The organism is Bacillus infantis, from assembly GCF_008180445.1.
Lineage (GTDB): Bacteria > Bacillota > Bacilli > Bacillales > Cytobacillaceae > Bacillus_AB > Bacillus_AB infantis_B.
On the sequence record NZ_VTER01000013.1, the window covers coordinates 67,860 to 88,287 of the forward strand.

At 47.1% G+C, this 20,428-nt stretch carries 16 protein-coding genes and 2 riboswitches; of the genes, 4 read left to right on the top strand and 12 right to left on the bottom strand.

What is annotated here, in order from left to right:
• Nucleotides 1–179 precede the first annotated feature (179 nt).
• Entirely contained in the window at nt 180–1,049 is an 870-nt protein-coding gene (locus FZD51_RS21525; RefSeq protein ID WP_148976623.1) for a peptidylprolyl isomerase, read from the top strand.
• Nucleotides 1,050–1,093: 44 nt separating this feature from the next.
• Here the strand turns inward: FZD51_RS21525 and FZD51_RS21530 are convergent, their stop codons facing one another.
• From FZD51_RS21530 to FZD51_RS21550, 5 genes are all read right to left on the bottom strand, one after another.
• Nucleotides 1,094–1,279 (bottom strand): sporulation YhaL family protein, encoded by a 186-nt coding sequence (locus tag FZD51_RS21530; protein ID WP_009793916.1) that lies wholly within the window; start codon nt 1,277–1,279, stop codon nt 1,094–1,096.
• 365 nt (nt 1,280–1,644) lie between these two features.
• On the bottom strand, nt 1,645–1,857 hold the full coding sequence (locus FZD51_RS21535) for a hypothetical protein (protein ID WP_009793917.1): 213 nt from the start codon (nt 1,855–1,857) through the stop codon (nt 1,645–1,647).
• Between the two features lie 211 nt (nt 1,858–2,068).
• On the bottom strand, nt 2,069–3,013 hold the full coding sequence (gene yhaM / locus FZD51_RS21540) for a 3'-5' exoribonuclease YhaM (protein WP_009793918.1): 945 nt from the start codon (nt 3,011–3,013) through the stop codon (nt 2,069–2,071).
• Between the two features lie 216 nt (nt 3,014–3,229).
• A complete protein-coding gene (locus FZD51_RS21545; RefSeq protein ID WP_148976624.1) occupies nt 3,230–6,235 on the bottom strand; it encodes an ATP-binding protein in 3,006 nt (1,001 codons plus the stop codon).
• 29 nt (nt 6,236–6,264) lie between these two features.
• Nucleotides 6,265–7,485, bottom strand: a complete 1,221-nt coding sequence (locus FZD51_RS21550; RefSeq protein ID WP_148976625.1) for a metallophosphoesterase family protein — start codon at nt 7,483–7,485, stop codon at nt 6,265–6,267.
• A 139-nt stretch (nt 7,486–7,624) separates the two neighbouring features.
• Here FZD51_RS21550 and FZD51_RS21555 point away from each other — a divergent pair, with 139 nt between their 5' ends.
• On the top strand, nt 7,625–7,819 hold the full coding sequence (locus tag FZD51_RS21555) for a hypothetical protein (RefSeq protein ID WP_148976626.1): 195 nt from the start codon (nt 7,625–7,627) through the stop codon (nt 7,817–7,819).
• Between the two features lie 221 nt (nt 7,820–8,040).
• On the opposite strand, the gene thiC is transcribed toward FZD51_RS21555, so the two are convergent.
• On the bottom strand, nt 8,041–9,804 hold the full coding sequence (gene thiC, locus FZD51_RS21560) for a phosphomethylpyrimidine synthase ThiC (protein ID WP_148976627.1): 1,764 nt from the start codon (nt 9,802–9,804) through the stop codon (nt 8,041–8,043).
• Nucleotides 9,805–9,856: 52 nt separating this feature from the next.
• Nucleotides 9,857–9,957, bottom strand: a riboswitch (TPP riboswitch).
• Between the two features lie 219 nt (nt 9,958–10,176).
• Nucleotides 10,177–10,292: riboswitch (TPP riboswitch) on the bottom strand.
• Nucleotides 10,293–10,474: 182 nt separating this feature from the next.
• Between thiC and FZD51_RS21565 the strand changes: the two genes are divergently transcribed.
• Nucleotides 10,475–11,107, top strand: a complete 633-nt coding sequence (locus FZD51_RS21565) for a LysE family transporter (RefSeq protein ID WP_148976628.1) — start codon at nt 10,475–10,477, stop codon at nt 11,105–11,107.
• A gap of 275 nt (nt 11,108–11,382) precedes the next feature.
• Here the strand turns inward: FZD51_RS21565 and FZD51_RS21575 are convergent, their stop codons facing one another.
• The gene (locus FZD51_RS21575; protein WP_148976630.1) at nt 11,383–12,636 is read right to left on the bottom strand and encodes an ABC transporter permease; all 1,254 of its coding nucleotides are present in this window, start codon (nt 12,634–12,636) and stop codon (nt 11,383–11,385) included.
• Nucleotides 12,629–13,528 (bottom strand): ABC transporter ATP-binding protein, encoded by a 900-nt coding sequence (locus FZD51_RS21580; protein WP_148976631.1) that lies wholly within the window; start codon nt 13,526–13,528, stop codon nt 12,629–12,631. Before FZD51_RS21580 ends, FZD51_RS21575 begins: the two co-directional genes overlap by 8 nt.
• A gap of 139 nt (nt 13,529–13,667) precedes the next feature.
• Between FZD51_RS21580 and FZD51_RS21585 the strand changes: the two genes are divergently transcribed.
• Entirely contained in the window at nt 13,668–13,853 is a 186-nt protein-coding gene (locus tag FZD51_RS21585; RefSeq protein ID WP_148976632.1) for a YhzD family protein, read from the top strand.
• A 604-nt stretch (nt 13,854–14,457) separates the two neighbouring features.
• Here the strand turns inward: FZD51_RS21585 and FZD51_RS21590 are convergent.
• The 4 genes from FZD51_RS21590 to FZD51_RS21605 form a co-directional block, all read right to left on the bottom strand.
• Nucleotides 14,458–15,249, bottom strand: a complete 792-nt coding sequence (locus tag FZD51_RS21590; RefSeq protein ID WP_148976633.1) for an enoyl-CoA hydratase — start codon at nt 15,247–15,249, stop codon at nt 14,458–14,460.
• Between the two features lie 139 nt (nt 15,250–15,388).
• Complete coding sequence (locus FZD51_RS21595) at nt 15,389–17,002, bottom strand: long-chain fatty acid--CoA ligase (protein WP_187445860.1); 1,614 nt, start codon at nt 17,000–17,002, stop codon at nt 15,389–15,391.
• A gap of 172 nt (nt 17,003–17,174) precedes the next feature.
• Entirely contained in the window at nt 17,175–18,560 is a 1,386-nt protein-coding gene (locus FZD51_RS21600; protein ID WP_148976635.1) for a protoporphyrinogen oxidase, read from the bottom strand.
• Nucleotides 18,561–18,844: 284 nt separating this feature from the next.
• Nucleotides 18,845–20,350 carry a coproporphyrinogen III oxidase gene (locus FZD51_RS21605; RefSeq protein WP_148976636.1) on the bottom strand — a complete coding sequence of 502 codons (1,506 nt, stop codon included), beginning with the start codon at nt 20,348–20,350 and terminating at the stop codon, nt 18,845–18,847.
• Nucleotides 20,351–20,428 lie beyond the last annotated feature (78 nt).

The window sequence follows — 20,428 nt, forward strand, 5'->3', positions numbered from 1 at the left end:
ACTTTCCCTTTCTACTCCATATCTTATGTCCGGAGAGAAATATCCGGCATAGGCAAAACACCCATTTTTTGAAAGAATTTCTAAAAGGATTCAGATATTGTTTTTGCTCTAAATGGAATATGTGTTATAGTAATGGTTGTGTATTACAGCAAATTCAAAAAACTTTAGGAGTGTTCAACATGAAAAAATGGATGCTATCCCTTTCCATAGCTGCAGGGGTTATCGGTCTGAGTGCATGCAGCTCCAATGCAGAAGACAGCTCAGAAGTTGTAGTTGAAACAAAAGCAGGCGATATTACAAAGGACGAGCTATATAATGCAATGAAGGACAAGGTGGGCGAACAGGCCATCCAGGAGCTTGTTTATAAAAAGGTATTGTCTGAAAAGTATAAAGTTACAGATGAAGAGCTTAATGAAAAAATCGATGAGCTTAAACAGCAGCTTGGCGCAAACTTTGAAATGGCATTGGCCCAGTATGGCTATGAAGATGAAGAAGATCTGAAGGAAACATTCAAGACCGGCCTTCTTCAGGAAAAGGCAGCCATCAAGGATGTAGAGGCAACTGAAAAAGAAGTGAAAGAATACTATGATAACTATAAGCCTGAAATCAAGGCCCGCCACATTCTTGTGGAAGATGAAAAAACAGCTGAGGAAGTAAAGAAAAAGCTTGACGAAGGTGCAAAATTTGAGGACCTGGCTACTGAATATTCACAAGATCCAGGGTCTGCAGCAAACGGAGGAGATCTTGGCTGGTTTGGTGCCGGCAAGATGGTGCCTGAATTCGAAGAAGCAGCCTACGCGCTGGATGTAAATGAAATAAGCGAGCCGGTTAAAACTGAGCATGGCTACCATATCATCCAGACTACCGAGAAAAAAGAAAAGAAATCCTTCGAGGAAATGAAGGAAAAAATGGAATACGAAGTAAAAGTGTCCAAGCTTGATGGCGAAAAAATTCAAGCGGCAATGGACCGTGAACTGAAAGATGCAAACGTGAAATTCAAGGATGAAGACCTTGAAGGCAGCCTGGATAATGAGGCAGCTGCACAATAATAATCAGATGGAAAAGGCAGATCCCACGGATCTGCCTTTTTTTTTCACGAAAGAGAACGTGAAGCTGATTTCCGCTCTTCCTTCTCCCTCTCGAGCCTTTTCATGTATATTTCTCCTTCACTTTCTATTCCTTCCCTTTCTTCCCTGCGCTCTTCTTTCCCGGTCTTTACAGCCATTATGGCGCTTATGATAATCCCTGCTGCAACCAGATATACCCAAATTGGAATCATTGTTCTATTGTCTCCTTTCCATGAAGGGCTGTCCCATCTTTTCTTTGTAGCTTATGTATATGGCTCTCAGAATTAAAATATGCTTAAATAAAATTCTATTTGCAGGTTTAACCTTCCATGTTCAGGGTAAAAAGGTATGAAGCTGCTTTTTTAAACAAGGCTGTGTTAGTGTACCTTGTTGATTTTGGGCTCATTCGTGTGAAACTTTATTTCACACGCATTTCAGCACAGCTGAAATGCAGCCAGATATCAACAACAATGTTTAACAAAGCCTTAAACAAAAAAAACAGCTGACCGTCATATTTGAGGTTCAGCTGCTTAACTGTATACTAATAAAGTGTCCATAATTCAATCCGCCTGCAGTTTTATAGTTGGGATTCAATGTCCCCGATCATTTCATCGATGGTTTCAGAAACTTCTGTTGTTTTCCTTGCAATGGAAATGCTGAATTCCAATAATTCCTTGTAATTTTTCACTGGAATGTTTGAGTTCGTTTTTTCGTATTCATTAAGCTGCAGTCCAATATTCTGCAAAATATACAAAGCCTCTTCCATTGATCCTCTTTCAGCTTTAAACATTCACATTTCCCCCTTTATCTATAATGGTTATATTATGGATTATTTGGTTCAATAATGACATGGTAATAATTTCTAAAAAAATAATTTATTTTTTCCGGACTTTTCAATTGGCGGCATGACAGGATTTCCGGACTTCGCCTATTTTTTTGGTAAATTGCACCACAATCAAAATACCCCGGCCATTTTGGCTCGGGGTATTTTACTGCAAATATCATTTATGGAATACCGGCTTATAGAAGGCACGGTTATCAAGTGCAAATACACGTTCTGTATATTCTCCCGGCTTCACTCTCTCCAAGGCCCTGTCCATCATATTCATCTTTGCATCCAGATTATCTATATAATGGAGGATTTCCGCCTCTTTGATCAGCGGCGGCTTCGGGCTGCCCCATTCTGCTTTGCCATGATGGGAAAGGACCAGATGCTGTAGCACAAGAACCTCTTCACCTGAGATACCCAGTTCATCTGCTGCCTTGCCGATTTCTGTCACCATGATCGTAATATGGCCAAGCAGGTTTCCTTCCACCGTATAAGAAGTCGAAATCGGCCCGGAAAGCTCAATTACCTTTCCGAGATCATGGAGAATAACCCCGGCATACAAAAGATCCTTATCGAGGCTTGGGTAAAGGCCTGAGATCGCCTTGGCAAGATCCAGCATGCTCACGACATGGTAAGCCAGTCCGGAAACAAATTCATGATGGTTCTTTGTTGCTGCCGGATAATGGAGGAATGCCTCATTATGCTTTTTGATCAGGTGCCTTGTGATACGCTGGATATTCGGATTCTTCATCTCGAATATATACTGTGTAATTTTGCTGGTCATTTCATCTGTGCCGATCGGGGCTGTCTCCAGGAAGTCTGCCAGTTTGACAGAATCAGATGGTGAGGCCGTCCGGATCTGGCGGATCCGCAGTTGGCTCCGGCCCCGGTAATTCTGGATATCGCCTGCAACTTTAACAATCGTTTCAGGAGAGTAGCTTTTAACATCTTCTTCAGAAGCATCCCAGAGCTTTGCTTCTATATCGCCGCTCTGATCCTGGAAGACGAGCGATAAGAATGGTTTGCCATTGCTGGCAATTCCTTTCGTCGAGCTTTTAATCAGCATGAACAGCTCTGCCTGCTCTCCAACCTCATAATTCATAATCCCCTTATTCATAGGTCTACCGACGCTCCCTTCTATGAAAATATTATAACATACCAGGCATTCAGTATAGCAGGCTGAACGCCCCGTCGGCCCTGCCAATTTATGAGCAGGGGCAATCCCTCTCCGGATTTTATACAGCATCAGCAGTCCAGAATTGGAACACAGGCAAAAAGCCCCTTGCGTGCAAGGGACTCATGCCGATGTTAATGATAAGAAGAGAGCCTGATTTCAATTTTCAGCATGCTGTACTTTCCTTCCCTGAAGGTCTGCCACTTCATCTGGGTGGAAGTGTTCAAGCAGATGCCTCTGGCAGGTAAAAAACAATATCTGATGATCTTCCAGACCCTTCAGGAGCTCAATCATCCTCCTGGTTCTTACATGATCGAAATTGACGAAGCTGTCATCGATGATGATAGGGAATGAGTATCTTTTATAGATGGCTGCCGCCAAGGCCAGCCTGATGGACACATACACCTGCTCGGCTGTTGCCTGGCTGAGTTCATTGGCTTCGAAAAGGGTGCCATCTCCTTTCTCCACGAGAAGTCCTGCCCCCTCTTCTTTAGGAGTGATGCGGACATAGCGCCCGCCTGTCAGTACGGAAAGAAATTCTTCCGCCTTTCCGAGCATCTCCGGCATATATTCTTGCTTGTACGCTTCTGCCGTATTCTCAAGGAGCTTTCTGGCCAATGCATATTTGGCCCACTTTCTCGCCCCTTCATTGAACTCGCTCTTTGCAAGGGAAAATCTATGCAGCAGGTCGCTGTATAAGCCGCCTTCCTCGATCATGGCAATTTCATGGTTCAGCGATGCCACTTTATCCTGAAGCTGAGGGAGTTCTTTTTTGATATCGTCCAGGGTTTCTCTGCAGCGGGCAATTTCCGCTTCAGGAGCAGGAATGGCAGTGAACTCACCCCTTTCCTCTTCCGTTAAGGAAGAAAGCTTCAGCTGCCTGTCCAGATGCCTGATTTCTTCCTGCAGCTCTTCCTGCTTTACTGCATGATTGCCTTTTTCAATGAAATCCTCCTCTGTGCCTGCCTCAGCAGCCAAGAACAGCTTTCCTTTTTCTTCACTGATGTAAGCCAGTTCTCGAACACATTGCTCTTTCTCTTCTTTCAGCTCCTGTATGGCAGCTTCCTTTGCTTTAAGGTCATTCCATTTGCCCTGAGCCTCCAGCAGCCGTTTTTTCAAAGTAAAGGCTGTCTCCTGCACACTGTCTCCTGCTTCTGCCAGGATGAGCTCTGCAAGCCTATTGGCGAGTCCTGAAATTTCAGCAGCAGCTGTCTCAGCAGCAGCTGCCTCAACTTCCTCATGGCGTAGCTCACGCCTGACTGATTTTAGCTTTTCCAGCAGCATGAAAGCATCGTGGATATGGGACTGTGCCAAGGAAGCAGGGATGAACAGCTGCCTGCCGAGTTCTGCAAGAAGGCTGTCTGCCTGGGCGGATTCTTCCTCCCATAATTCAAAAGCAGCAATGACTTTATCATATTGCTCATTCTGCTGCTGCAGCCTGACGTTCAGCTGCAGCTGGCGTTCCCGAAGCTGCCTGTCCTTTTCAATCCGCTCTTTCAGGTAAAACGCCCCTTCCGCCTGCGGACTTTTCATGCGTTCATCAAGTTCTTCCATGCTTTTCTCAATGGATATAAGTTCTTCTTTCAGAAATCTCGATTGGCTGGTGTCTTCTTTTTTTAATAAAAGCCAGGCAATAAAAGCAAATCCGGGTATAGCTGCCAGCATAAACTCCCATTGGCTATCTGCCAGGCCCCAGGCAATCAGCCCGGCACAGATGAGCATAATCATCACTGCCTGGATCTTCACTGCTGCACGCTGTTTTTGCTGCGATGCTTTCTCATGACGGATTGCATTCTTCAGGAAGGATGCCCTTCCCTCAAGGTCTTCCCTTTTTCTCAGAAGACTCTCGGGATCAGATTCACCTGCGAGCCTGCGGCGGATATCTGCCAGCTCTTCATCGGGCAGGAGACCGGCATTCACCTGATTTAATTCCTCTTCCAGGCTGACCAGCCTGTCCTTTTCTTCTGAGAAGCGTTCATCAAGCTCCGCACGCTTTTCCGCGAGCCTCTGCTTTTTGCGCTGTGCCTCAGCAGTTTTCTCCTGCATGAAGATGCTTGTATCTGCCTGTTCCAGCTCTTCATCTGACAAGCGGAGATGAAGCCTGTCCTTCAATTGATCCGACTCTTCCTCCAGCTTCCTGATTTTATAGGAAGCCTGCTTAGCCTGCTGGACAAGCTGCCCGTATGCAGGCATCTTTTCCTGAAGTGACAGAATCTCTTTTTCATGATCAAGGACCAGCTGATCCGGGCTGATCTTCCCTGCCTCTTCCCGAAGGGCAGCAAGCCTGGCTGAAAGGCTCGCATTCCTTCCCTTCAGCGGGATTTCATTTTGGTTCAGCTGCTCCAGTTTCTCCAGCCCTCCCGGAGGAAAACTGACCCCTGTGCCGGCTTCTGCTTCCTGCCTTAAAAGCTGCACCTTTTTATGGACAGGGCCCATACGCATCCACTCTTCCAGCTGGTAGAGCCTGGCACCTAATGCCTCTGCTTCATTGCGCAGGCTTTCAATCTTCGCGGCAGCAGCATCCCGCTCAGCCGCGATGGCCCAATATTGTCCATTTTTCTGTTCTGCTTTTTTAAGATCAGCATGCAGCTGCTTCAGCTTTTTCAGCTGGTCATTCAAAACAGGGATTTTCCCGCCCGGCTTAAAAAGACCTTCCATTTCTTTCTGTATTTTGTGTTCTGCTGCTGCCAGACGATCAGACCCTATAGCACCGGCGGAAAATAGGAATTTGCTCAGCTCTTCATTTTTCATGGAGTGGACATTCTGCAGCCCATGGAGATTGAATGAAAAAATGGCCTGGAAAAGCGTTTTATCAACATGTGATAGAAGCTCGCCAAGGAGCTCTTCCCCTCCGCGTTCCCCAGTTTCCATCACCACACTTACATCTCCTGCTGATTTTCCTTTTACCCGCTCGATTACTGCTTTCCCCCTTCCAGGAAAGGAAGCTGTGATCCTGCCTCCGTATTTCGCCCCAAATTTCGGTTCATATCTGAGCTCAGCCTGCTGCCTGGAGGGAAAGCCAAACAGGATGCTATGTATAAAAGACATGATGGTAGATTTGCCTGCTTCATTTTCGCCGTAGAAGACCTGTAAATCTCCGAGGCCGGAATAGACAGCATCTTCAAGTTTGCCGTAGCCGTATATATGGATTTCAAGTATTTTCATAGAGCTGTTCCCCTTTCTGGCGCTGCCTTTCAGTCATTTTTGTAAAGGAGCCCCAGCAGCATCTCTTCTGCTTCTTTTAAAAGTACTGCCTTTTCCCCTTCCTCCATACTTTCTGCATACCTTCTTGCCATAGGGTGGCTGTAAAGGCTTCCCAAGCTTACCTCAAAATCATCAAACCCATCCGCAGCAGCAAACAGCCCGCTGAAAAAATCCTCTTTTTCCCTCAGCTGGTTTCTGTCCCAGCTCTGCTGCTCTTCGGCTATAACAGCGCTCACCCATACAAACGGCATGTTCCCTTCCTCTTCCTCCTGAAGAAGTGAGAGCAGTTCACCCTCGGCCAAAGCTTTCATATCCTGCGGACTGAGTGATGCCCCCTTAAGGAAAATTTCAAGAATGACACCGCCGTTCTTCCGCTCTTCTTCAACAGCCTGAAGGCACCTGCTGTAGACCTCATCAAATGCTGATAGTCCACTGATGTCGACTGTTCTCTGCTCCCAGCGGAAGCTGTGGCATTGGAGAAATTCAAAATCTGCCCCTGCTTCATTCAGGGTGACATGGTAGCAGCCTTTCGCCCCGCTTTCCTTCCGGCTGCGCCCCTGAGTATTTCCCGGATAGATGACCGGCGGCTCAGCATTCACGACCATTCTTTTATGGATATGGCCCAGAGCCCAGTAGTCGTATTCCTTATCCAGAAGCTCTTTTAAAATAAACGGGGCATAGCGGCCATGGCCGGTCTCCCCTTCAAGGCTGCCATGCAGGATGCCGATATGGAAGTCCGACATTCCCCGAACGGGATACTGGCTGATCATCCTCTCGGCAACATGCCTCCTCGGGTAGCTGAAGCCATGCAGGCTGACCTTTGTGCCATTATCGGCTGTAAAGCTTGCCTCACTCGGCTGATGAGGAAAAATATGTACATTGTCCGGCAGACTGATGTGGGACCAGCTGCCATTAAAATGGTCATGATTCCCATGGACTGCGTAAACAGGTATATTCTTTTCCGCAAGGCGGTTCATTTCCTTCCGCAGCCTTGCCTGTGCCTTGATGCTCCTGTCTTCACCGTCAAACAGATCTCCGGCCAGAATGACAAAGTCCACCTTCCTTGCAAGTGCAGCATCCACCATATTTTTCAAAGCGATAAAGGTGCTTTCTTTTATCTTTTCGAATAAATCATCCTGCAGGCTGGAAAGCCCAAGCATAGGGCTGTCCAGATGCAGGTCTGCTGCATGAATAAATGTAATTTCCTTCATAATGTTCCCTTTCAGCGTTTTCTCCTATTTTATCACCTGGAAAAAGCGAATGCACGTTCCTCTATAAAAAGTTATCATGCTTTGAACTTTTTCCATCCTCGGTAAGTATAAGAAGTAAATAACCTTAGGAGTGAATAAGATGTATAAAGATCCTGAATTGGCACTTCATAGGCTCAAGTTTTTTTCTGCTGTCCTTTTTCTTTTGTTCATCATCATTTCGATTCTGACAGGCAACTGGAAGTTCATGGCCGCTGCTGCATGGAGCATCGGCATCGTTTATTTGTCTACTTACGGCAGCATACAAAGGCAAATGGAAAAACAGACCCGCGAATAGGCAAAGGCTTGCCGGAATATCCTGGCAAGCCTTTGTCTTATTAATAGTGGACCGATTCGCTTTTTAGGCATTTTGTACAGGTCCTGTATCCATCTGCCTCATAATAGATATGGGGGCAGCTTCTCTGTATCTCTGAAATTTGCTTTTCCAGCCCCCGGATCTTTTGCTGCATATAGAGGATCTGCTCTTCCATTTTCCAAACTTCAGTATTTCTTCTATGTTCAATAGATGGATGAGCCACGGCTGGCAAACTCCCCGGCTTTTTGCTCCATTGCATCCTCAATTGCCTCTGAAACGGTTTTCCCCTGATCTTTGGCCATCTGGCGGATATCCTGGGAAATGCGCATAGAACAAAATTTAGGGCCGCACATAGAACAGAAATGGGCGGTTTTTGCCCCCTCAGCCGGCAGGGTTTCATCATGGTATGCCCGCGCCCGCTCAGGATCCAGGGATAAATTGAACTGGTCGTTCCACCTGAAATCGAACCTGGCCTTTGACAAGGCATCGTCCCGAACCTGTGCACCAGGATGGCCTTTGGCAAGATCTGCGGCATGGGCTGCAATTTTATAAGCAATGACCCCTTCCCTGACATCATTTTTATCCGGAAGTCCAAGATGCTCCTTCGGCGTAACATAGCAAAGCATGCTAGTGCCAAACCATCCAATCATCGCTGCTCCTATTGCGGATGTAATATGATCATATCCCGGGGCTATATCTGTCGTGAGTGGACCAAGCGTATAAAATGGCGCCTCCTTGCAAATTTCCATCTGCTTATCTACATTTTCTTTGATCTTATGCATCGGAACATGCCCCGGCCCCTCGATCATCACCTGGACATCATGCTTCCAGGCTATTTCAGTTAGCTCGCCTAGCGTTTCAAGCTCCGCAAATTGAGCCTCATCATTCGCATCTGCTATAGAACCCGGACGCAGCCCATCCCCTAGAGAGATGGAAATATCGTAAGCTTTTAAAATTTCACAGATTTCCTCAAAATGTGTATACAGGAAATTCTCTTTATGATGCTGAAGGCACCATTGAGCCATGATCGACCCTCCCCTGGATACAATACCTGTCGTCCGTTCGGCAGTCAGCTGAATATAGCGGAGCAGCACCCCTGCATGTATGGTGAAATAATCCACTCCCTGTTCAGCCTGCTCTATCAAGGTATCCCTGTATATGTCCCAGGTCAGATCCCCGGCAATCCCCTTCACTTTTTCAAGTGCCTGATAAATCGGTACAGTCCCAACAGGAACTGGAGAATTGCGGATGACCCATTCACGGGTTTCATGGATGTTCTTCCCGGTGGAAAGATCCATAATTGTATCTGCCCCCCAGTGCACTGCCCAGGTCATTTTCTCCACTTCTTCCGCGATGGAGGAAGAAACAGCCGAATTGCCGATATTCGCATTTACCTTCACATGAAAATGGCGCCCGATGATCATCGGTTCAGCCTCCGGGTGATTGATATTGGCAGGAATGATGGCCCTTCCGCTTGCCACCTCGCTCCTGACAAATTCCGGATCCAGATTTTCCCTGATGGCGATGAACTCCATTTCAGGTGTAATGACACCTTTCCGGGCATAATGCAGCTGAGTCACATTCCGTCCCTCTTTTGCCTTGAGTGGCAAGGATGCTTTATTTGGAAAGATATCAGCCCAGGAAACTTTGGACCCGGCCCGAAGTCCGTTATCCTCCGGCTTCTGTACTCTGCCTTGATAAGCTTCCGCATCCTTCCGCTCCTCAATCCAGCCTTCCCTTATCCGGGGCAAGCCTTTCGTTATATCAATCTCAAAATCAGGATCAGAATAAGGGCCGCTCGTGTCATATACACAAACAGGCGGGTTGTCCTCTGTTCCTATAGCAGTCCTCGTGCTTTCCTGGATTATTTCCCTGACCGGGACCTTTATATCGTCCCTGATGCCGTTTACATATACTTTCCGGCTTCCTGAAAAAAACAATCTATTCATTTCATATAAATTTTTCATACTTCTTCCTCCTCCAGCTTTATGCCTCAGGGCAGTTTTTCACGGAGGAAGCAGGCCATGCCGGCTGCTTCCCTACGCTGACATTACTCAGATCAGGTTCCAAGGGTTAAGGATATTCCTTTCTCAGCCTGTAAAGCTCCCCCAGCAGTGAATAAAAGGTAATAGAAACTTTCTTGCATTTTTCCAAAATGAAAACATCAAGTAAACTGCACACCATTTTTACATGCGTTTATTTTTTCACAGCAAAAAACCCCCTTGCATATTGCACCGGGGGCATGCCAGGCCAAAAAATGGCATACAGCTGCCGCATCTTTCTTCTGCAGAAGCTAAAAAGCAGACTCCTGCAAAAGGCGTCCGCGTATGTATGACAAATAAAAGCCATCTACACTTCCCTCCGCTGGTACGAACCAGATCAGGTATAAAAGGGTCAAAGACTAAAAACGGGTCTTACTCTCAGCCGGCCTCTACCGGCACCCCCAGTGCCAAAATATGCTATTTTCATAAGCTACTATACCATATGCCAACCAGGAAGAGAACAGACTATTTTCATATTATTCAAAAAAAAACACCAAGCTGGAGATTTTAAGATTTGCGGTCCTACCCTCTGTGTTTGCTGCATAAAATTGTACAAGTCCTTCCGGGCTAATCCTTGAATAGGCGAGTGATATCATTGAGCATTGGAATATACATCAGCTATATCGTTTTAGGACTTTCACTGGCGGCGCCGATCGGCCCTGTCAATGCCGTCAGGCTGGAAAAGGGGCTGAAAAACGGATTTTGGCACGCATGGATTGTCGGTGCGGGATCGATGATCGCTGACGGGGTTTATATGCTGATCGTCTATCTCGGACTCGTGCAATTCCTTGACTCCCCTATGATTCAAACCTTCCTGTGGCTGTTCGGCGGTTTTATTCTTCTTTATTCCGGAATCGAAGGCATGATGAATGCCAATAAAATATCTGTCACTTACATACGGAGCAAAGAATCGCTGCTCAAATGCTTTTTCACCGGATTCATCATGTCGGTTTCAAGCCCGCTGTCGATTTTGTTTTGGCTGGGCATTTATGGATCGGTCCTGGCCAAAACGGCGTCCTCCTTCGGGACAGGCCAGCTTCTTGTCTACAGCCTCATGATTTTTATCGGACTGGGCCTTTGGGACATTTTTGTGGCAGGCCTGACGAGCGGCTTCAGGCGGTTCCTGACCTCAAAAGCGATCATCATCATCAGCATGCTTTCGGGACTATCGCTCATTCTTTTCGGAATCTATTTTGGGTATCAGGGGATTGCTTCTTTGTTTGGATAAAAAAACTGCAGACAAACCTGATATAAATCGGGTTTGTCTGCAGTCATTATTTTTTAGAACATTGGAACAGCGGCATTAAGTATTTAAGCCTGTTGATTGGAGTGCAAGGCACGCAGACTCCTGCGGGAGATAGCGGCAAGGCTGAGACCCCGCAAGAGCTTGCTCTGAGGAGGCTCAGCGTCGCCCCGCGGAAAGCGGAGTGCCTGGAACGCAAATCAACAGCCCCATTTATAGGCGGAAATTATTTATTAAGCTTGCCTGAGCTGATTGACCGCCTATTTATTTTTAGACAGCTGCAGAGCTTTTTTAATATCCTTAAAGGAATTGGATTTTCCGTACATGAGCACTCCGCCCTTGTATACCCTAGCTCCAAATATTGAGAGCAGCAGGATGGACACAACCAGGATCCCAATCCCCGCTAACGGCTCCCAGACCGGCAGGGTAAGCATTCCTACCCTCATGAACATCAGCATCGGGGTGAAGAACGGGATATAGGAACTGATGGTCACAAATGCTTTTTCCGGCTGTGACAGCCCGATGATCGCGATCATAAAGCCGGCTACAACGAGCATGGTCATCGGCATGATCATCTGCTGGACATCTTCGATCCTGCTGACAAGCGAGCCCAGGAAAGCTGCAAGTGTGGCATACAGGAGATAGCCGAGAATAAAGAACACTACAGCATACATGATAGTGGCTGCCGGAATATCGCCGAATCCGAAGAATTCAAAGAAGCCTCCCTGCATCGACTCAAGATTCCGCTTGACGAAAAAGTAGCCTACCAGCAGCAGCACCGACAGCTGCGTCAGGCTAAGCAAGGCGATCCCGAGAATTTTGGCGAACATCTGCTTGATGGGTGAAACGCTTGAAATCAGGATTTCCATTACACGCGAAGATTTTTCCGTAGCTACTTCCATTGCAATCATGCTTGAATACATGATGACGGCAAAATAGATGATGAACAGCAGGACATAAACAAGGCCCCTTGCCTGTGTAAGCTCTTCTTCTGTTTTCGCATTTTCTTCCAGTGCATCCCTTTGGAACTGGACAGGCTCATAGAGACTGGCAAGCTCTGCCTCAGAGAGATTGATTTTTGAGGCGGCGATCCCGGTCTTTACCTGCTGAAGGGCTCCCTCCAGCTCACCTGATACCGATGTATCCGCCAGGCTGAGGGATTTGTATTCGGCAGCAGGAAGCTCTCCGGAATCGGCTGACAAGGTAAGCAGCCCGGCATAATTGCCATCCTTAACTTTTGCCTCGCCATCTTCTGCCGAACCGCTGAACTCTTCAAGCTTCAGGCCGCTTCCTGCTGTATTCAGCTGCTGCTGGAGAGGATCCAGGAGATTGCCTGTTTCATCGATTACAGCCACCTTTACCTCATCTTCTCCGCTGTCGAACGTTTCAATGATCTGCTGCATATTTGTAAGGCCGATGATCAGCAGCAGCGTGACAATCGTTGTAATGATGAATGATTTCGTCTTCAGTTTGCTCCAGTATGTGTGGAACAGGATAATCCAGAAATTATTCATAAGAAGCACCCACCTTTTCTATGAAAATATCGTTCAGCGAAGGCTCCTCAAGAACAAATTTCCTGACAAATCCCCTGCCGGCAATTTCTTTTAAAATTGCCTCCGCAGCCTTTTCCCCTTCAATCTGCAGATGCACGCCCTCGGCAGTCTGCTTTACTTTTTCCACTCCAGGAAATCCTTTTAAGAAATCCAGTTTGAAGTCCGCATGGATCACAAGGTTCTTCCGCCCGAACGCCCTTTTGATCTCCTTAAGTGCCCCGTGGACAACAGGGCGTCCCTTATGCATGATGCATAAATGCTCGCACATTTCCTCCACATGCTCCATCCGGTGGCTGGAAAACACAATGGTCGTGCCTTTCTCCTTCAGTTCAAGCACAGCGCTTTTCAATAGCTCGACATTTACCGGATCCAGTCCGCTGAAAGGCTCATCAAGGATCAATAGCTTGGGTTTATGTATAACGCTGGCAATAAACTGGATCTTCTGCTGATTCCCCTTAGAAAGCTCCTCCACCTTTTTGTTTGCGTATTCCGGCACCTTGAATCTATTAAGCCAATAGTCCAGCTCTTTCAGGATGTCCGGCTTCTTCATCCCTCTCAGCCTTGCCAGGTATACAACCTGATCCCTGACCTTCAGCTTCGGATAAAGGCCGCGCTCTTCCGGGAGATAGCCTATGATCGGGCTTGTCGAGTAATCAATTGTGTTCCCGTCCCAGGAAATGCGCCCGCTTGTCGCCTCCAGCAGGCCGAGCACCATCCGGAATGTTGTTGTTTTACCTGCACCATTTGCCCCCAGAAATCCGAACATTTCCTTTTCCGGGATGGTCAGGGAAAGATCATCCACCGCCGTGAACTTTCCAAATCTTTTTGTCACATGTTCAAGCTCGAGTACCATCGTAACTCCTCCTTCTCTATACCTTATACGATTCAGCCTTAAAAAAGGTTCAAAATACAGGAAAAATCTCTTTGCAGAAAACAGAAATTATGCAAGAATAATAGTAACTATCTGAATTTTTCATAAAAGGAGAAGACATATGAAAACCTATAAACTCACAGCCTTCGAAAATGATGGAGAAAAAATCCTGGATGAAAGCTTCCAGGCCGGCAGCGATGAGGAAGCAAAAGAAATCGGCGGAAACCTGCTGAATGAAAAAGGACTCAGCGGCAAAACCCACCGCTGCACCTCCCCGCTAGGGAAACTGATTTTATTTCATGCATAGGAAGCGGAAGGCGCTTGACCAGCCCCGACAAGCATAAGACGAGCAGGACGGAAGGTTGTTCTTTAACCTTCTGGCCTGATTGGCTTATGACTCGAGGGGCTAGCGCCTGGAGCTGGACTGATTAGAAAGCGGAAAAGCCTTGCTCTTTTAAGGAGCGCAGGCTAAAGGCGCCACGTCCTGTGGCAACGCCTGCATGACCCACATCCTGTGGGCCTCAAGCATAAGGCAAGCAGAGCGAAAGGTTCGTTCTTTAACCTTTTGATCTGCTTGACTTATGACCTCGAGGGCCTAGGCTTTGGAGCTGGACTGATAGGAAGCGGAAGGCGCTTGACCAGGTTAAGGAACGCAGGCTAAAAACGCCACGTCCTGTGGCAACGCCTGCATGACCCGCGTCCTGCGGGCCCAGCATAAGACGCTCCAGAATAAAAGGCGTTCTTTGCCTCTAATTCTGGAGTGGCTTATGACTCGAGGGGCTAGCGCCTGGAGCTGGACTGATAAAAAGCGGGAGGCGCTTGACCAGATTGAGGAATGCTAAGCAAAAATAACCGGCCGGAAGGAATATATCCTTTCGGCCGGCTCTTTCTGTTTAATAAATTTCTCCTGCTTATTTCCCTTTAAATACCGGCTTTCTTTTTTGAATGAAGGCTTTGATGCCTTCCTGATGATCTTCTGTGCTGCGCATTTTGTATTGTCCATGTTTTTCAAGCTCAAGCATTTTAAGAAGCTGCGGCCGATTTTTTTCTGCGAGGATCTTTTTGGTCTTGATCATGGCAGACACGGGCTTTGAAAGCCAATTTTCAATTTTTGCGTTAAGGGCTTCTTCAATATTGCCATCAGCTATTTCATGGAGGAGGCCATTCTGAAAGGCTTCTTCAGCCGGCATTGCTTTTCCTTCCCAGATCAGGTGCTTTGCCCTGTCCTCACCAAGCTTGCGCTCAAGGAAGAAATGCGAGCCCCCATCAGGGATCAGCCCGATGCCGATAAAGTTCATGGCAAGCTTGCTTGATTTGTCGGCCAATATATAGTCTGTAGCCAGCGCCAGGCTGAATCCAAGTCCGGCGGCTGCTCCAGTCACAGAGCTGATTGTCAGCTTCGGCATGGTATAGAGTGTAATGACAAGATCGCTGATGCAATCCATCACTGTGTAGAAATCGCTTTCATTTGTGGACGAAAGCATCGTTTTAATATCGCCGCCAGAGGAAAAGGCTCTTCCGCTTCCTTTAAGCACGACGATGTCGACATTCTCATCTGTACTGATCTGCTTCAGGTTTGCAGCCAGTCCTCTGATCATTTCCTCATCCAGCGCATTCAGGGATTCCGGCCTGTTCATCTCAACCACTGCCACCCTGTTTTTGATGGATATCTTCACAGTTTCTGTATTGCATTCTATTGCCATATCCGCAGCCTCCTTGGTCATAGTTATCTCTATTATAAAGATAGACGGGATCATTATAAAGTTTTTATCGAATAATTTGAAATATTGTCAAATTTGGCCGAAAGAAAAGGCAGAGGTTATTCACTCTGCCTTGCTTCCTTTAATTTGCGGCCAGCTGCTGCTGGACTTGATCCCGCAGGGCCATTTTGAGGAATTTTCCTACAGATGTTTTCGGGATTTCATCCATGAATAAGATTTCATCAGGCAGCCACCATTTTGCAAACTGAGGCTGAAGGAAATCATAAAGCTCCTGTTTATCCAAGCCTTTATGGCTGTCTTTCAGCACCACACAGGCAACTGGCCGTTCCTGCCATTGTTCATGGGGGACTGCTACAACAGCCGCTTCAAAAACAGATTCGTGTGCCATCAAAGCATTTTCAAGATCAACCGAGCTGATCCATTCACCGCCGCTTTTGATCAGGTCCTTTGTCCTGTCGACGATTTTCATAAAGCCTTCCTCGTCAAGAGTGACCACATCCCCCGTATAAAGCCAGCCATCCTTGAAGGCTTCGTCAGTCCGGTCATCTTTATAATATTCCGAGGCAATCCACGGTCCGCGGATCGCAAGCTCCCCCATTTCTTTGCCGTCCCATTTCACTTCTCCGTCCTTACCGACTGCCTTCATCTCAAGGCCTGGCACAAGGATTCCCTGCTTCGCTTTGATATCAAGCTTTTCTTCAGCAGACAATTCCTCCTGATAGCTCTTTAAGGTTGAAATCACCACAAGCGGGCTTGTTTCTGTCATGCCATATGCATGCATGAACGGAATCTTATGCTTTTGCTCAAATGCTTTAATCATGCCTTTCGGCGCTGCAGATCCCCCGCATAGGATAGATCTGAGGCTTGACATGTCATATTCATTCTCATCAAGCTCCTTCAGCAGTCCAAGCCAGATGGTCGGCACACCGGCTGTGATGGTTACTTTTTCACTTTGTACCAGTTCTGCCAAAAGCTTTGGCGTGAAATAAGGTCCCGGCATGACAAGTGAGGTCCCGAACCAGACGGCTGCGAACGGAAGTCCCCATGCATTGACATGGAACATCGGCACAACAGGCATGGCAATATCCTTCTCGCTCACCGCAGCACTGTCTGCCATCCCCAGTGCCATGCTGTGCAGGACAATGCCCCTGTGGGAATAGATGACCCCTTTCGGATTACCGGTCGTCGCAGAGGTATAGCACATTCCGGCCGGGCTGTTTTCATCAAGGTCATCGGGATACTCATAGTCGCTCCTGCCTGATTCCAGGAACTCTTCATAATGATACACAGGGGAAAGCGTGGTTTCCGGCCGCTCCCCTTCATCCCCCATTATGATATAGGCTTTCACAGTGGACAGCTCCTGCTGGCATTTTTCAATAAGCGGGACAATATCAGGATCTATTAATAATACTTTGTCTTCTGCATGATTGATAATATAGGAAATATGCTGCGGGGAGAGTCTGATATTGATGGTATGGAGCACAGCGCCGCTGCAGGGAATAGCAAAATAGGCCTCCAGATGCCGGTGGTGGTTCCAGGCAAGGGTACCGACCTTATCGCCCCTTTCCACCCCGATTGATTCAAGGGCTGCTGCCAGCTTCTTCGTCCTTTCGGCGATCTGCCTGTAAGTGAAACGGTGAAAGCCTGAGCCTGTTCTTGATACTACTTCTTTTTTCGGAAAATATTTTTCTGCTCTCTTAATCATTTGCGTCATCGTTAAAGGCGTCTGCATCATCAATTTAATCTACCTCCCCATAGTAAACGCTTACAAAATTGTATTAAGCTTATGATTCCTTCTTCCTATAACATTCTCTACACTTCATGAAACTCCTTTATTTTAACAGAAATTTCTGTCATTTACCTCAAAAATTCAGGCGGCCTCCTTATGGAAAGCCGCCTCTCTCTTACTATATTTTTTCCGCAATCATTTCAGCGGTTTTCTGGCCGTTTGCGATGCAGGCTGCAATGCCTACACCATAATAAGAACAGCCGGCGATAAGGACATTAGGATAATGTTCTGTCAGGCTGTCAGTGAGCGATTCCACAGCTTCCCCATGCTTCAGCGAATAGTTCGGCATTAAATTATTCCAGCGCGTCACTTCCACCATGGCCGGCTGTGCAGAAATACCGAGGCTCTTTTTCACATCATTCAATGCTTCTTCCACAAACCCGTCCCTGTCCAGCCCGTTCAGGTATGCATAATTAGGATTGGAGCTTTTGTAAAAAAGCCGGAGCAGAAGCTGGTGCCTCTCTGAAGTATGGCTCCACTTTCGGCTCGTCCATGTGCAGGCATTGCACTTAAGATCGCTTCCTTCAGAAACAATGAAGCCTGTGCCATCTGCGGGCAGCTCGCTGTCAGGGATATCGAAACCAAGATAGATGCTTGTGAGAGAAGAGTTCTTCAGCTCGGTAAATGCAGGATCCAAGCGGTCATCCCGAAGCAGCTTTTCGGCTGCATCATGGGGAGTGCTCAGGATCACATAGTCTGCGGCAATGCTTTCCCTGTTGGAAAAAGCAATCGTGTATTGCCCGCCATGTTTCTCTATTTTTTCGACCGCCGCCCCTTTAAGGATTTCAGCTTCTGTCAATGCTTCCTCCAGCCTGTCGATGAGGACAGATAATCCGCCTTTAAAGGAAATGAACTTCTTGCTGCTGGAGGATTGAAACTTCTTTTTATTTTCGGACAGCCCGCGGATAATGCTGCCGTATTTATTTTTATATTCAAGCAGGTATGGAAGCGTCGTGGCCATCGTCAGCTCGTTCAGCTTCCCTGAATAGACGCCTGACAGAACAGGAGAAACCTGGTATTCGACCAGCTCCCTGCCCAAAAAGCTTTCAAGGAAAAGGCCGATTGAGCTGTCCTTTGTGAATTCCTTATTTTTGCTGACAAGATCCTTCAGGGCACGCACTTTTCCTATAAAGGAAATCAGCGGGCTGCTGAACAATGACTGCACACTTGTCGGGATGCCGAAAACAGTGTCTTCAGGGATTTTCACCAGCCGGTTTTTCGAATATAGATAGGATGTGCCGGTTGCATTGTAGACCACTTCTTCATGCAGCTTCAGCTCGTCCAGCAACTGGAGGATGCTTTCATTTCGGGCAACAACCGAATCCGCCCCTGTTTCCATGATATATTCGCCTTTTTTTACAGTCGCAATCTTGCCTCCCAGTTCCCCGCCTTTTTCTGCGAGTATCAGGTTAAGCGGCAGGTTCTTTTCCCGCTTCAGCTTTTGCAGATAATACATGGCAGAAAGCCCGGTGATGCCTCCGCCGATTACCACTGCTGTCTTCATTATATTCACTCCTCAAACCGATCGATGATCTGGCGCCATATGCTTATTTTACTATAATAACAATCAAGAATAAGCCTTGCCCAGGCTTGCTTTGTGTATAGATTGTGTCAATTGGAACGGCGCTTGGCGCAGCCAATAAAAAACGACTCTCAGAAGAGAATCGCCTTTTCCCATTATATGCTTTCCCGCTTTTTTTCACAAATATGCCGCAAGTCCAAAGGCATATAGTCTTAGGAGAAAAAACAAATGACAGGAGCCGGGGCACCTGCCATTCAATGTCCAGCTCAGGCTTGTTCCCTGCTGAACAAATCTTCCAGAATCTTAATTTTCTCTTCGGTATAATGCTTAAAGCTGTCGTTATAGGATTTTGGATCCTTTGGATTTGCGAGCTGGGAGATGGTGCCTGTCACAGGGTGCACAAATTTGCTTGAAGCCCCGCAGCCAAGGCCGATGATCGTCTGCTGCTCTTCCATGATCATGATATTGTACAGGCTTTCCTGATTTTTCAATGCATAGCCGACATTCTCAAGATTGCCAAGGATGTTTTTCTGGCGGTACAGATAATACGGCGCATAGTCATGCTTTTCTGTCCATTCTTCTGCGAGATCCATCATCCGCACGATTTCATCTCTGTCCGCTACTTTATACCGCTGTTTATTCCGGGTCATTTCTGACGCCCTTTTAAATGAAAGCGTATGGACAGTCAAGGACTCCGGCATCAGCTTTTCTGTTTCATCCAGTGTGTGCTGGAACTCAGGGACTTCTTCGCCTGGAAGGCCGATGATCAGGTCCATATTGATATTGTTCATGCCCATGCCGCGGGCCAGGTGGAACTTATCAACCGTTTCCTCTACCGTATGGTGGCGGCCGATCGCTTTAAGCGTTTCCTGGATGTAGGACTGAGGATTTATGCTGATGCGGTCGATGTTCCATTTTTTCAGGACTTCCAGCTTTTCAGGGGTGATCGTATCCGGACGGCCTGCTTCCACCGTGATTTCTCTGATATCTTTTACATCAGGGAAGGATTCGTACATTTCCTCATAAAGCATATCCATTTCTTCTGCAGTGATGCTTGTTGGCGTTCCTCCGCCATAGTATACGGTCGTAATCTTTATCCCGTTATCTTTCAGCCATTTGCCAACCTCGCGCATTTCATAATGGAGCCCGCCCAAGAAAGAATCGACAGAGCCCTGGCGTCCATTGATCGCGTATGCCGGGAACGTGCAATATGCACATTTCGTTGGGCAGAAAGGAATGCCGATATAGATGCTTACTTCCTTCTTCAGCTCATATAAGTCAGGAATGACGGCCAGCTGGCGGTCCACGATCTTCTGCATCAGCCCGATCTTTTCATCGGTGATCAGATACTCCTCTTTCAGCTGGCGATGGGCTTCCGCCTGCGGTGTCCCCTTCTGGACATGGCGGTGCAGAAGCTTGGTAGGCCGTACACCTGTAAGAATCCCCCACTTCTGGGTAATGCCTGTATAATCCTGGAGCACCATTAAATACACATGGGAAACAGCCTTGATCAGCTGCCTGTAATACTCTTTTTCCGTGTTCCAATCTTCAAGCTCTTTCTCATAGGCAGCTTCTTCGCTTTTTCCGCTCCGGTCACTCAGTACGGCATGTACCTTCACCATTTCATCAACATCCAATTTAAACGCGATATGGAGATCCTCATCCCCTGCCGGCTTCCTGCTCACTTCACACTCTTCGAAAAAGAGGTTTGCTATATTGCCCATCGGGCGGTCAAATCTCTCATGATCCAGCCCTTCTATATAAATACGCACATTCATCACCTTTTTTTGTGGTCTAAAAGAAACTCAACATAAAAACAAAAACCTCCCATAAGTGTACAAAAAGGGGGA